Source organism: Promicromonospora iranensis (genome assembly GCF_028994805.1).
In the GTDB taxonomy this organism is placed as follows: Bacteria; Actinomycetota; Actinomycetes; order Actinomycetales; family Cellulomonadaceae; genus Promicromonospora; species Promicromonospora iranensis.
Genome location: NZ_JAJQQP010000008.1, coordinates 127,026 through 139,628, shown reverse-complemented (window position 1 = coordinate 139,628; position 12,603 = coordinate 127,026). Strand labels below are relative to the sequence as shown.

The 12,603-nt window shown below is 72.5% G+C and carries 11 protein-coding genes; 6 read left to right on the top strand and 5 right to left on the bottom strand.

Annotation, left to right across the window (positions count from 1 at the left end; translation table 11 throughout):
* Positions 1 to 100: 100 nt before the first annotated feature.
* The 4 genes from hpt to dacB are packed head-to-tail and all read right to left on the bottom strand — an operon-like array spanning position 101 to position 4,418.
* Entirely contained in the window at positions 101 to 655 is a 555-nt protein-coding gene (gene hpt, locus LUM46_RS15130) for a hypoxanthine phosphoribosyltransferase (protein ID WP_274994952.1), read from the bottom strand.
* A 3-nt stretch (positions 656 to 658) separates the two neighbouring features.
* Positions 659 to 1,813, bottom strand: a complete 1,155-nt coding sequence (tilS, locus tag LUM46_RS15125) for a tRNA lysidine(34) synthetase TilS (protein ID WP_274994951.1) — start codon at positions 1,811 to 1,813, stop codon at positions 659 to 661.
* Positions 1,814 to 1,856: 43 nt separating this feature from the next.
* Entirely contained in the window at positions 1,857 to 2,933 is a 1,077-nt protein-coding gene (locus tag LUM46_RS15120; protein WP_274994950.1) for a zinc-dependent metalloprotease, read from the bottom strand.
* 33 nt (positions 2,934 to 2,966) lie between these two features.
* The gene (dacB, locus tag LUM46_RS15115) at positions 2,967 to 4,418 is read right to left on the bottom strand and encodes a D-alanyl-D-alanine carboxypeptidase/D-alanyl-D-alanine endopeptidase (RefSeq protein ID WP_274994949.1); all 1,452 of its coding nucleotides are present in this window, start codon (positions 4,416 to 4,418) and stop codon (positions 2,967 to 2,969) included.
* 255 nt (positions 4,419 to 4,673) lie between these two features.
* Between dacB and LUM46_RS15110 the strand changes: the two genes are divergently transcribed.
* On the top strand, positions 4,674 to 5,174 hold the full coding sequence (locus LUM46_RS15110) for an inorganic diphosphatase (protein ID WP_108493354.1): 501 nt from the start codon (positions 4,674 to 4,676) through the stop codon (positions 5,172 to 5,174).
* Positions 5,175 to 5,256: 82 nt separating this feature from the next.
* On the opposite strand, the gene LUM46_RS15105 is transcribed toward LUM46_RS15110, so the two are convergent.
* Positions 5,257 to 6,624 carry a C40 family peptidase gene (locus LUM46_RS15105; protein WP_274994947.1) on the bottom strand — a complete coding sequence of 456 codons (1,368 nt, stop codon included), beginning with the start codon at positions 6,622 to 6,624 and terminating at the stop codon, positions 5,257 to 5,259.
* A 420-nt stretch (positions 6,625 to 7,044) separates the two neighbouring features.
* Here LUM46_RS15105 and LUM46_RS15100 point away from each other — a divergent pair, with 420 nt between their 5' ends.
* The 5 genes from LUM46_RS15100 (at position 7,045) to LUM46_RS15080 (ending at position 12,510) form a co-directional block, all read left to right on the top strand.
* Positions 7,045 to 8,382, top strand: a complete 1,338-nt coding sequence (locus LUM46_RS15100) for a bifunctional o-acetylhomoserine/o-acetylserine sulfhydrylase (RefSeq protein WP_274994945.1) — start codon at positions 7,045 to 7,047, stop codon at positions 8,380 to 8,382.
* Between the two features lie 73 nt (positions 8,383 to 8,455).
* Positions 8,456 to 9,742, top strand: a complete 1,287-nt coding sequence (gene metX, locus LUM46_RS15095; RefSeq protein WP_274994943.1) for a homoserine O-acetyltransferase MetX — start codon at positions 8,456 to 8,458, stop codon at positions 9,740 to 9,742.
* 41 nt (positions 9,743 to 9,783) lie between these two features.
* On the top strand, positions 9,784 to 10,209 hold the full coding sequence (locus LUM46_RS15090) for a VOC family protein (protein ID WP_274994941.1): 426 nt from the start codon (positions 9,784 to 9,786) through the stop codon (positions 10,207 to 10,209).
* A gap of 90 nt (positions 10,210 to 10,299) precedes the next feature.
* The gene (locus tag LUM46_RS15085; RefSeq protein WP_274994940.1) at positions 10,300 to 11,541 is read left to right on the top strand and encodes a YncE family protein; all 1,242 of its coding nucleotides are present in this window, start codon (positions 10,300 to 10,302) and stop codon (positions 11,539 to 11,541) included.
* Between the two features lie 9 nt (positions 11,542 to 11,550).
* Positions 11,551 to 12,510: a zinc-binding dehydrogenase gene (locus tag LUM46_RS15080; RefSeq protein ID WP_274994939.1), complete on the top strand. Its 960-nt coding sequence runs from the start codon at positions 11,551 to 11,553 to the stop codon at positions 12,508 to 12,510.
* The last annotated feature ends 93 nt before the right edge of the window (positions 12,511 to 12,603 follow it).

Sequence of the window (12,603 nt, the reverse complement as noted above, 5' to 3'; positions counted from 1 at the left end):
GGTGTTCGCCCAGAGCATGTGATGCCTGGGCCACACCTCGCCCAGACGTGACGAACCGCCCGGGACGGGCTCGCCGCGGCGTCGAGCGGTGCTGAGGAGATCAGCCTCCGTAGACGTGCGGTGCCAGGGTGGCAACGAACGGCAGGTTGCGATAGTTCTCGGCGTAGTCGAGGCCGTAGCCCACGACGAACTCGTTGGGGATGTCGTAGCCCAGGTACTTCACGTCGACGTCGGCCTGCGCGGCGTCCGGCTTGCGCAGCATCGCGGCGATCTCGACGGACTCGGGGCCGCGCGAGCGCAGGTTCGACACCAGCCAGGACAGGGTCAGGCCCGAGTCGATGATGTCCTCGACGATGATCACGTTGCGGCCCGTCAGGTCCGCGTCGAGGTCCTTGAGGATGCGCACGACGCCCGACGACTTGGTGCCCGAGCCGTACGACGACACCGCCATCCAGTCCATCTGCACCTGGTGGTGCAGCCGGCGCGACAGGTCCGCCATGACCATGACCGCGCCCTTGAGCACGCCGACCAGGAGGAGGTCCTTGCCCGCGTAGTCCGCGTCGATCTGGGCTGCCAGCTCGTCGAGCTTCTTGGTGAGCTGCTCCTCGGAGAGCAGGATCTCTGCGAGGTCGGGGCCGACGTCGGACTGGTCCACGAGTTACTCCTGAGTTGTGCTGGGGGGCTGGACGCCGGTCCCGCCGTCCGAGATGCCGGTCGGCGCGGCGCGCAGGAAAAGACTGCCACACGCGCGACGGGCCCGTGCGCCGCCCGGGAGGTGGACGGAGCCTTGACCGCCCCATGACACGACGAGTGCGTCGAGCGCGTCGACATGCCGCGTGGTGGTGTCCGTGGGCCGAGAGCCCACGGCGAGGGCGGCGCGCCGGAGGGCCCGACGCCGGAGCGCCGGGTGGGCCCGCTCCAGCACGCCGACGTCGAGGATGTGCTCGGCGTCGTCGGGCACCCGGGCGCGCTCCAGGAGTTCCTCGGCGAGCGCGTCGAGCAGGTCGGCGTCGTCCCGGAGCTGGTCGGCGCTGCGCCCGAGGGCCTCGACCACGCCCGGGCCCAGTGTGCTCTCCAGCACCGGCAGCACCCGCCCACGCACCTGCGACCGCAGCGGTGTGTACGGTCCGCGTGGCCGGCCCGTCGCCTCGCCCTGACCGGGCCGGGGCACTACCGCGTCGCCGTCGGGCAGCAGGTTCGTCGGGTCCGTCCAGAAGTCCAGGCCCGACGCCGCACACACCGCCTCGGTCTGCGCCCGCCGCAGCCCGAGGAACGGCCGGTGGAGGACGCCCCGCGCACGCGGCATCCCGGCGAGCGAGCGGGCACCGGCGCCGCGGGCGAGGCCCAGCAGCACCTGTTCCGCCTGGTCGTCCAGCGTGTGCCCGAGCAGCACCCGGGCGGCTCCGGTCTCCTCGGCCACGGCTGCCAGCTCGGCGTAGCGGACCTCCCGGGCAGCCGCCTCGGGACCGCCGTCGCCCGCTCCGGTCCGGTCACCGTCCGCCCACTCGACGCGCCGGACGACCACCGGAGCGAGGCCCAGAGCGCTGCACTGCGCAGCGGCCCGCGCGGCGACGTCGGCGGAACCGGTCTGGAGCCCGTGGTCCACCACGACCGCGCCCGCCCGCACGGCATACCCGCGAGACCGCACCGAGCGCCCGACCCGCCGGGCCTCGAACGCGACGGCAGCGGCGAGCGCGAGGCTGTCGGCACCGCCGGAGCAGGCGACCAGCACCAGGTCGTCCGGGCCGAGCGGGGCCAGCACCGCCCGGACCGCGTTCCGTGCCGCGGCGACCGCGGGATCGACACGGGCCACGGTCAGGCGCTCCGGGCGCCCGAGGGCCGCACGGCGCCGGTCCTCATCCGTGCACCCGGCGCACCCACGCGCGGGGGTCGGCGATCTCCCGGGCGTTCGGCAGGTGCTCCGGGGCGGCCCACACGGCGTTGAGCCCGTCGCGTCCCACCGACCGCTCCACCGCCCGCACGAACACGGCGCCGTCGCGGTACTGGGCGAGCTTGGCGTCCATGCCGAGCAGCTTCTGCACCACGACGTCGAAGGTGGTGCGCCCCTCGCCGTCGCGCCGGCGCTCGAACCGCGCGCGGATGCGCCGCACCGACGGGACCACCCGTGGCCCGACGGCGTCCATCATCACGTCGGCGTGCCCCTCCAGGAGCGCCATGACCGCGGTGATGTCGGCCAGCTCGTCCTTCTGCTCGTGCGTGAGCATGCCGTCGATGAGAGTGCCGTTCTCGCCGCGCAGCGTGGCGAGCACGTTCCGGCCGATGGTGATGATCTTCTTGTCGAACCTGGCCTTGGCCAGCTCCGCGGACGTGCGGGCCATGCCGGTGACCAGGCCCCGCGTGCGGCCGCTGAGGTGTCCCGCAAGCCACGGCGCCGCCGCGAACTGCAGGGCGTGCGTCTGCTCGTGCAGGCAGACCCACAGCCGGAAGTCACGCACCGGGACGCGCAGCGCCGCCTCGGCCTGCAGCACGTTGGGCGCCACGAGGAGGAGCCGGCCCGAGCTCGAGTACGGGTCGAACTGGCCCAGCACCCGGCCGCTGAGCAGGGCGAGGACCGCCCCGAGCTCGGCGGCGCCGGCCAGCTGGGCGCCGGGCGACGTGGCCCCCCGGGAGATCTCGGCGACAACCTCCCCGATGCCGTCGGTCATCGCCGCCATGGACTGCGTGTTCGCGCGGGCCCAGGACGCGCGGTCCACGACGACCACCGGGCTCAGTGCGAGGCCGCCGTCGGCCGGCAGCATGCGCGTCGTCTCGAGCACGTGCCCGACGGCGTCTCCTGCCGCACTGCGCAGACCGCTCACCAGGGAGTCGAGCTCGTCCCGTGGCGCCTGCGGCCCGGGCGCCGCGAGGCGCCCGGCGATCTGTGCTGCCGCCGACCAGTCGACGACCTGCGGGGCGGTGGAGGCCTGGGTCACCGGACCACGGTAACGGTCCGGGCCCGCGGCACGTCAGCCCTGGACCGAGTACGCGGCCAGGTCGCCCACGAAGCTGTCGTAGATCCACGTCGCACCGACGGTCTTGTTGGCGGGGATCGAGTCGGCGAGGACCGAGAAGACGAGCAGCCGGTCGTCAGCGGTGACCACCGTGCCGGCGAGCGCCCGCACCTTGGGCAGGCTGCCGGTCTTGGCCCGCGCCAGGCCCCGGGCCGCGTTGGTCCCGGTGAACCGGCCGTGGCTGCTGTCGAGCGTGCCCGACAGGCCCGCGATCGGCATGCCCACCGCCTCGCTGCGCAGCTGCGGGTGCGCGGGGTCGACCATGATCGCGAGGAGGTCCACGAGCTGCTGCGAGCTCAGGTACGAGCCGTCGGCGAGCCCCGAGCAGTCCCGCAGACGGGCACCGCTCATGTCGACGCCGAGGCGCGTCGCGCTCGCGATCACCGCCTGCGTGGCGCCGTCGTTCGAGCCGGGCAGGCCGGCGTCCACCGCGACGAGCCGTCCGAGCACCTCGGTGATCGTGTTGTCGGAGTACTGCATCGCGAACCCGACGACGTCGGCGAGCGGTGCGGAGCTGACCTGGCCGAGCACGCGGGCGTCGTCCGGGGCGCTCTCGTCGATCACCGCTCCGGCGGTCTGGAGGCCCTCGGCCTCCAACGCCGCGGAGAAGACCTCAGCGGCATACTTGCCGGGGTCGGACGCGCGGGGCCCGTTGTCGGTGTACCCGTCGGACAGCAGGCCGACGTTGATGCCCACGGACGAGACCGGCGCCACGTAGCCGGCCGCGATGTCCGGGCTCGCGACGGTGGGGGCGATGTCCTCGCCCGTGAAGAGCGTGTCGTCGAGCGCCACCCGGATCTCGGTGGTGCCCGTCAGCTTCACCTTGGCGGCGACTTGGCGGGCGAGGTCCGCGAGGCCGGCCCGTCCGTTCACGGCGTCCGGGTCGCCCTCCCCCGCCGAGAGCATCATGTCGCCGCCGCCCACCAGGACCACCGTGTTGTCGTCGACGAGGACCGCCTTGGTGTCCAGCGTCTCGCCCGCCATGGACGACGAGAGCGCCGCGACACCCGTGAAGAGCTTCTGGGTGGACGCCGGGGTCATGAGCTTGTCCGGGCTCGACGAACCGAGCACGTCGCCGGTCCGGCCGTCCGACACCACGACGCCCACCCGCGAACCGAGCCGCTTGTCCCTGGCCAGGCCGGTCACCAGGCGCTGCATCTCGACGCTGTCCGGGACCGGCGCGTCCTCGGGGAGGCTCTCGAGGAGCGCGGCGGGCGCCGGCCCGTCGACGGCCCCGGGCGCGGACGGGAACGGGCTGGGCTCGGGCCATGGCTCGGCCGTGGTGAGCATGCCTGGGACGACGTCGTACGCGTCGGCGACCAGGTATCCACCGAACAGTGCGACGACCGCGGCGACGGCAGCGCCGGAGCGCAACCCCCACTCCATGGGCATCCTCTCGATCGTCACGTAAAAGCCATAGCCAACTCTAGTGGCGGCAAACCATGCGGCGCGTACGGCAACGGCGATTCACGGGAGTTTTCACCCGTCGCACGGCCGGTTCGCGCGCGCGACGCGCACGCTGCGAATTATGCCCAACGGGGAGAGTGGTGCTGACCACAGGTAACGGTCGGGACACAGGACACATGGCACACTGGACAGGCGCAAGGCCGCCGCCGCGGTAAGAACTTCGGCGACCATCTTCGAGAACTGGAGCACATCGGCGTGGAGTTCGACGTCACGATCGAGATCCCCAAGGGTCAGCGGAACAAGTACGAGGTGGATCACGAGACCGGACGCATCCGCCTCGACCGCATGCTCTTCACCTCGACGCGCTACCCGGACGACTACGGCTTCATCGAGGGCACCCTCGGCGAAGACGGTGACCCCCTGGACGCACTGGTGCTGCTGGAGGAGCCCACGTTCCCGGGCTGCCTGATCAAGTGCCGCGCACTGGGCATGTTCCGCATGCGCGACGAGGCGGGCGGTGACGACAAGGTGCTGTGCGTGCCGACGGGGGACCAGCGTGCGGCGTGGCGCCAGGACATCGACGATGTCTCGGACTTCCACCGCCTGGAGATCCAGCACTTCTTCGAGGTCTACAAGGACCTCGAGCCGGGCAAGTCCGTCGAGGGTGCCCACTGGGTGGGCCGCTCCGACGCCGAGGCCGAGATCGTTCGCTCGATCCAGCGCGCCAAGGACACGGGCTACTACGACAAGCACTGACGCCTGTCGCACCAGAACGTCCGGACGCCCAGGCCACTTCGGTGGCCTGGGCGTCCGATCTGCAGCAGGTCCCGACGGCGGGTCAGGGGCGACCCGCGAAGGGCATGGCGTTCGAGAGCCGCAGCGGGTTCTCCGACAGCGGCTGCCCCGGCAGCGTCGCCTCGATCATCATGCCGCCGCCCGTGTACATCGCCACGTGGTAGATCGACGACGGGTCGCTCGGCTCCGAGCCGTAGAAGATGAGGTCGCCGGGCCGGAGCGAGCCGTAGCCCACCTTGCCGACCGCGAGGTACTGCGACCGCGACGTGCGGGTGATGTCCACACCCTGGCTCGCCCACGACATCATCGTCAGGCCTGAGCAGTCGTAGGCGGACGGGCCGGCGGCGCCGAGCAGGTACGGGGCGCCGATCTTGGTCCGCGCCCAGGCCACGGCACCGATCCCGAGCCCTTCCGCGCCCACCGTCACGCCTGACGTCGGCGGGCCGACGGGCGCGGCGGGCCGCGGAGCCGGGGCCTGCCCGCCGGCCGAGCCGCCAGAGCCGCCGTCGTCCGCGGCCCTCTCGTCCGGCCGTTCCGTGCGGGGCTCGGCCGGGGCGGCCGCCTCGGTCCGGGCCTCCTCCTGCCGTTCGAGCTCCGCCTGCGCCTCCGCCTCGCGGGCAGCCTCCGCCGCGGCGGCCTGCGCCGCCTCCCGCTCGCGCTCGATGGCGACGCTGGTCTCCCGCAGGTGTGCGAGGCGCTCGACCAGCACCGTGCGCTCCGCCTCGGCGGCCCGGGTGCGCGCCTCGAGGTCCTCCGTCGCGGCCTGGGCGGCGTCGAACGCCGCCTCCGCCTGATCGGCAGCGGCGTCGCGCTGCTTCTTCGCGGCGCTCCACCGGGCGTCGGCGGACTCCGACGACGCGCGCGCCTCCTGGTACTCGGTCATCGCCCCACCGAGCTTGCGCTGCACCGCCCGCTCGGCGGCGTTCCGGCCGACCATGTCGGGAACCGAGTCGGCCTCGAAGGCGATACCCAGCGAGCCCAGGTCGGCGTCGCGCGCCGACGCCCGGTACACCTCCGCCAGGCCCGCTCGCGCCGCCACCTCGCCCCCGTGCGCCTTCTTCGCGGCGGCGCGCGCGGCGGACACCTCCTGCTCGGCCTGCTCGACGGCCTGCTGCGCCTCGGCGTAGTCGGCGGCAGCCACCTGGACGCGGATCCGGGCCGCCTCGAGCTCCGAGCGGAGCGACACGAGCGCGGCCTCCGCCTGCTGGACATCCAGCGTGCCCGCGGCGACCGCGTCACGGGCGGCCCGGACGTCCTCGGCGGACGGCGGATCGGCGGGCGGGTCCGCCTCGGCGGCAGGGCCCCACGGGATCACCAGGCCGAGCGCGAGCACCATGGCCCCCAGCGCGCGGAACGCCAGCAGCCCGCCATGACGCTGCCTCGACTCGTCCACACCTCGGACCTGTCCCATGATCCCCTTCCCGATCCGCACTGCTCGCGGCGTGTCGCCTTGCGCAGATCCTGTGAATCACTCCGGTGTCACGGTCCAATGTGACCCAGGGCGCCGCTTCGCGCTACCTGAGCGCACGCGGTCCCGGCACGGACGATGGCGCGCCGGGACCAACCCTGTCTCATTTCTGCATCTCACGATCTAAGACACGACTATCGGCGCGGCCGGTCCCCGTCTACGGTCTCAACCATGACTCGTCGAATGTGTAGTTGCTGAACCAGCGCACGTTCGCCTGCCCTCGGCCGTTCTCGGCCGACTCCCGCGTGCGCGCCACCCCGCCGCGGACCACCTCCTGATGCGCAGGCCCCATGGGGCACGCCGCGGCACGTCTCGGTCAGTCCGCCAGAAGCCCGTCACCCGCAACGAGGAAGCAGGAGAGCCATGACTCAGCCCCAGTGGTCGTTCGAGACCCGCCAGATCCACGCCGGCCAGGAGCCGGACCCCACCACCGGCGCTCGCGCGCTCCCGATCTACCAGACGACGTCGTTCGTGTTCCCGGACGCCGGCGTGGCCGCCGACCGGTTCGCGCTCAAGGACCTCGGCCCCATCTACACGCGCATCGGCAACCCGACGCAGCAGGTCGTGGAGGACCGGCTCGCGAGCCTCGAGGGTGGCGTCGGCGCCCTCCTCGTGGCCTCCGGCCAGGCGGCGGAGTCTCTCGCGATCCTCAACCTCGCCGAGGCGGGCGACCACATCGTCGCCTCCGCGAGCCTCTACGGCGGCACGTACAACCTGCTGCACCACACGCTGCCGAAGTTCGGGATCGAGACCACGTTCGTGGACGACCCGCACGACCTCGACGCGTGGCGCGCCGCCGTCCGTCCGAACACGAAGGCGTTCTTCGGGGAGACCATCCCCAACCCGCGGTCCGACGTGCTCGACATCGAGGGTGTCGCAGCGGCCGCGCACGCGGCCGGCGTCCCACTGATCGTGGACAACACCGTCGCCACTCCGTACCTGATCCGCCCGTTCGAGCACGGCGCCGACATCGTGGTCCACTCGGCCACCAAGTACCTGGGCGGTCACGGCAGCGCGATCGGCGGCGTGATCGTCGACGCCGGCACGTTCGACTTCGCCGCCGACCCGGAGCGCTTCCCCGGCTTCAACACGCCGGACCCGAGCTACAACGGCCTGGTCTTCGCGCGGGACCTCGGCGTCGGCTCGGCCCTCGGGGCGAACCTCGCGTTCGTGCTCAAGGCGCGGGTCCAGCTCCTGCGAGACCTCGGGGCGGCGATCTCGCCGTTCAACGCCTTCCTGCTCGCCCAGGGCATCGAGACGCTGTCGCTGCGGATCGAGCGGCACGTCGCCAACGCGCAGCGGGTGGCCGAGTGGCTGGAGGCCCGGGACGACGTCCGTACCGTCCACTACGCCGGCCTCCCGAGCTCGCCCTGGCACGCGAACGCGCAGAAGTACGCGCCCCAGGGCGCGGGCGCGGTGCTCGCCTTCGAGCTCGACGGCGGCGCCGAGGCCGGACAGGCCTTCGTCTCGGCCCTGCAGCTGCACTCCAACGTGGCGAACATCGGCGACGTCCGGTCGCTCGTGATCCACCCGGCCTCCACCACGCACTCGCAGCTGACGCCGGACGAGCAGGCGCTGTCCGGGGTCACGCCGGGCCTGGTCCGGCTGGCCGTCGGGCTGGAGCACGTGGAGGACGTCCTGGCCGACCTCGAGCTGGGCTTCACCGCGGCCAAGGGGCTGCTGGGCGAGGAGCCGAAGTAGCAGCGATGTGACGTCGCCGTCCGCGCCGGGGCCGACCACCCCGGGCTCACTACCCCGAGCCGCAGGAGACACCATGGCCATCACCACCCCGAGGGCCCCGCACGACGCCGCGGACCAACCGGTCCGCTCGGTGCTCGTGCCCTTCCCTGCGCCGGACGGCGCGCACGACCGGGACGGCGGCGCGCCGCCGAGCCCCGCCGACCCCGTGCAGACCTCACGCTCCCGCAGCAAGCCGCCGGTCCCCGCGAGCGGCGCCTGGCGCGATGGCGACGACCCGGGCCACCGCCTGTTCGCCGACGTCGGCGCGTTCGACCTGGAGGCCGGCGGACGCCTGCCCGCCGTGCGCGTGGCCTACGAGACCTGGGGCACCCTGAACGCCGACGGGTCCAACGCCGTGCTGGTGCTGCACGCCCTCACGGGCGACTCGCACGTGACGGGCGAGGCAGGGCCGGGCCACGTCACGGACGGCTGGTGGGCGGACACCGTCGGCCCGGGCAGGCCCATCGACACCGACCGGTACTTCGTGGTGGCACCCAACGCGCTCGGTGGGTGTCAGGGCACCACCGGGCCGTCGTCCATCGCGCACGACGGTCGTCCGTGGGGCGGGCGGTTCCCGTACATCACGACGCGCGACCAGGTAGCCGTGGAGATCGCGCTGACCCGTGAGCTCGGGATCCGCTCGTGGGAGCTGGTGGTCGGTGCGTCCATGGGCGGCCTCCGGGTGCTCGAGTGGGCGCTGCTCGGGCCCGAGGCCGACATCGAGGTGCGCAACGTCGCCGCCATCGCCACGACCGCCCAGACCGGCGGCGACCAGATCGCCTGGTCCCACCCGCAGCTCACCGCGATCCGCATGGACCCGCGCTTCCGCGACGGCGACTACTACGACGCGGCGGACGACGACGGCCCGCACGCCGGCCTGGGCATCGCACGCCAGATCGCGCACACGACCTACCGGACGAGCTACGAGCTGGACCGCCGCTTCGGCCGCCTGCCGCAGGGCGGGGAGGATCCGTTCGCGGGCGGCCGGTTCGCCGTGCAGTCGTACCTGGAGCACCACGGCGACAAGCTGGCCCGCCGGTTCGACGCCAACTCCTACGTGGTGCTCACCGAGTCGATGCTCTCGCACGACCTGGGCCGCGACCGCGGCGGCGTCGAGGCGGCACTCAGCCAGATCACCGCCCGGACCCTCGTGGTGGCGGTGGACAGCGACCGCCTGTTCCCGCCCGCCCAGTCGGCGCGGCTCGCGCGGTGGATCCCGAACGCGGAGCCGCTGCGGATCGTGACGAGCGACGTGGGGCACGACGGGTTCCTGGTCGAGGCCGACCAGATCGGCCCGATCGTGAGTGAGTTCCTCGGGTAACCACCGAGCAGGCCGCAGACCCCAGGTCTAGCGTGGCCAGCATGGCAAAGCTCAATCCGTACCTCAGCTTTCGGTCCGAGGCCAAGGCTGCCCTGGACTTCTACCGGTCCGTGCTCGGCGGTGAGCTCGACGTCAGCACGTTCGGTGGGACCCCGATGGAGGGGATGCCCACTCCCGACGAGGACAAGGACCTCGTGATGCACGGGCAGCTCGACACCCCGGGCGGCCTCACGATCATGGCGTCGGACACGCCGTCGTTCATGGAGTACGTGGCGCCGTCCGCAGGCGTCACCGTCGCTCTGACGGGCGGGCCCGAGGACCACGACTACATCAAGGACGCCTACGAGAAGCTGTCCGACGGCGCGACGCCGGGGCAGCCGTTCGAGCTCGCACCGTGGGGCGACTACTACGGGCAGCTCACCGACAAGTTCGGCATCTCCTGGATGTTCGACGTCGCCGCGCAGTGACCACCGGGTGACCTTTCGTTACTGAATGCACCTCCAGTAGCCTTCGTCGAGCTGGTCATCGCCGATCAGCTCGACGAAGAGGAGCGTTCAGTGACACATCGCCGTGCTCTCTCCATCCGTGCCCTCTCGATCCTCGCCTCGCTGGGCCTCGTGACGTCCGGTGCGGCTGCGGCCGCCGCGCCCGCGCAGGCCGACCCGCCCCTCGACGAGGTCCTGTTCGTCGCCAACAACTGGGACGGCACGGCTTCGGTGCTGTCCTCGGGGCCCGACCTCACACCGGTCGGCGAGGTCGACGTGATCCCGGACCGCGCGCAGCGGATGCGCGAGATCTATCGTGACCCGATCCGGCTCGCCGCCTTCCTGGTCATCCGCGAGACCGTGGGCGAGGGCCACGACCAGTTCGCCGACGACATGTACACCACGCCGGACGGCTCGTCGCTGGTGGTCTCCCGGCCGAGCTTCGCCGACGTCGTCTCCATCAGCCTCACGACCGGCGAGGTCGAGTGGCGGTTCCCGGTGTCCGGCCTCCGCGCCGACCACATGGCCGTGTCGCCCGACGGGACGCAGGTGGCCGTCTCCGCGTCGACGGGCAACCGGGTGCACGTGCTCGACATCGAGACCGGCGCGGAGGCCGGGTCGTTCCCCACCGGCGACAAGCCGCACGAGAACATCTACACGGCGGACGGCCTGATCTGGAACATGTCGATCGGGGAGGTCAACAACGGCCTCGACGACCCCGCGCTCGACTTCCTCAAGGGCGACCGCGTCATCACGGTGGCCGACGCCGAGACGTTCGAGGTGGTGCGCGAGATCGACATGCGCGACCGGCTCGACGACGCCGGGCTGGACCACCTGTCCGACGCCGTCCGCCCGGCCACGTTCAGCCCGGACGAGTCGAAGCTGTACTTCCAGGTGTCCTACTTCGGCGGCTTCCTGGAGTACGACGTGGCGACCGACCGCATCACCCGGGTCACGACGCTGCCGCGGGTGTTCGACGGCCGGCGCTCCGAGATGGTCAACGACTCACGGCACCATGGCCTGACCATGCAGCCGACGGGCGAGCACCTGTGCGTCGCCGGGACCATGGACGACTACGCGGTGGTCGTGGACCGGTCGACGCTCGAGGAAGGGCCGCTGGTCGACGTCGACAAGCCGTACTGGTCCACCGTGACCGGTGACGGCGAGGCGTGCGTGGTCTCGGAGTCGGGCGCCGACCAGGTGACGTCCATCGACTTCGGGACCGGGCAGAGGATCACGTCGGTGCCGGTGGGCGACCATCCGCAGCGGGTGCGGCTGGGTACCGTCCCGGCCGGCTGGTCCGGCGTCGGTTAGGGTCGCCAGATGCTTGCCGCCTACGTGACCAGCTTCTCGCCCGACAGCCCGCTCGACGGTCTGGAGGTGGGTGACCGCCCTGAACCGGAAGCCACCGAGCACTGGACCACGGTGGACGTCCGGGCCGCGAGCCTGAACCAGCACGACCTCTGGTCGCTGCGCGGTGTGGGGCTGAAGGAACAGCAGCTGCCGATGATCCTCGGCACCGACGCCGCCGGGGTGACGCCGGACGGCACGGAGGTGATCGTGCACGGCGTCATCGGGGCCGACGGCCACGGCGTCGGGCCGAAGGAGCCGCGGTCGCTCCTCTCGGAGCGCTACCCCGGGACCCTCGCCGAGCGGGTGGCCGTGCCGACCGCGAACCTCGTGCCCAAGCCGGCCGAGCTGTCGTTCGAGGAGGCCGCGTGCCTGCCGACGGCCTGGCTCACCGCGTACACCATGCTGTTCACGGCGGGCGGGCTCGCACCGGGTGACCGGGTGCTGGTGCAGGGCGCCGGCGGCGGCCTCGCCACCGCGGCGATCACCCTTGGTACGGCGGCCGGCCTGGAGGTCTGGGTGACGTCGCGTTCCGCGGAGAAGCGCGAGCGGGCCGTCGCGCTGGGCGCCGCGGGCGCCGTCGAGACCGGTGCGCGCCTGCCCGCGCGGGTCGACGCCGTGCTGGAGTCCGTGGGGCAGGCGACCTGGGCCCACTCGATCCGCTCGGTGCGCCCGGGCGGATCGGTGCTGGTCTGCGGTGCCACGTCGGGCGACGCTCCCCCGGCCGAGCTGACCCGCATCTTCTTCCAGGAGATCCGGGTGCAGGGCGTCACCATGGGCTCACGGGAGGACCTCGGGGCGCTCGCCCGGTTCTGCGCCCGCACCGGCGTCCGCCCGGTGATCGACGCCGAGGTGCCGCTCGCGCAGGCAGCTGACGGGCTGGCTCGGCTGAACCAGGGCGCCCAGTTCGGCAAGGTCGTCGTGCGGCCCTGAGCCGCGCCGCCGGTGCCGTGCCGGACGCTCAGGTCACCGCGGTGACCTGAGCGTCCGGCTTTTTACTGACAACTCTGTCAGTGAGTTCGGGCC

What these genes read in the sequence shown, in the direction of transcription:
- LUM46_RS15105 (WP_274994947.1), bottom strand. Translation starts at nt 6,624, where the DNA reads ATGGGACAGGTCCGAGGTGTGGACGAGTCGAGGCAGCGTCATGGCGGG.
- LUM46_RS15100 (WP_274994945.1), top strand. Translation starts at nt 7,045, where the DNA reads ATGACTCAGCCCCAGTGGTCGTTCGAGACCCGCCAGATCCACGCCGGC.
- LUM46_RS15080 (WP_274994939.1), top strand. Translation starts at nt 11,551, where the DNA reads ATGCTTGCCGCCTACGTGACCAGCTTCTCGCCCGACAGCCCGCTCGAC.
- LUM46_RS15090 (WP_274994941.1), top strand. Translation starts at nt 9,784, where the DNA reads ATGGCAAAGCTCAATCCGTACCTCAGCTTTCGGTCCGAGGCCAAGGCT.
- metX (WP_274994943.1), top strand. Translation starts at nt 8,456, where the DNA reads ATGGCCATCACCACCCCGAGGGCCCCGCACGACGCCGCGGACCAACCG.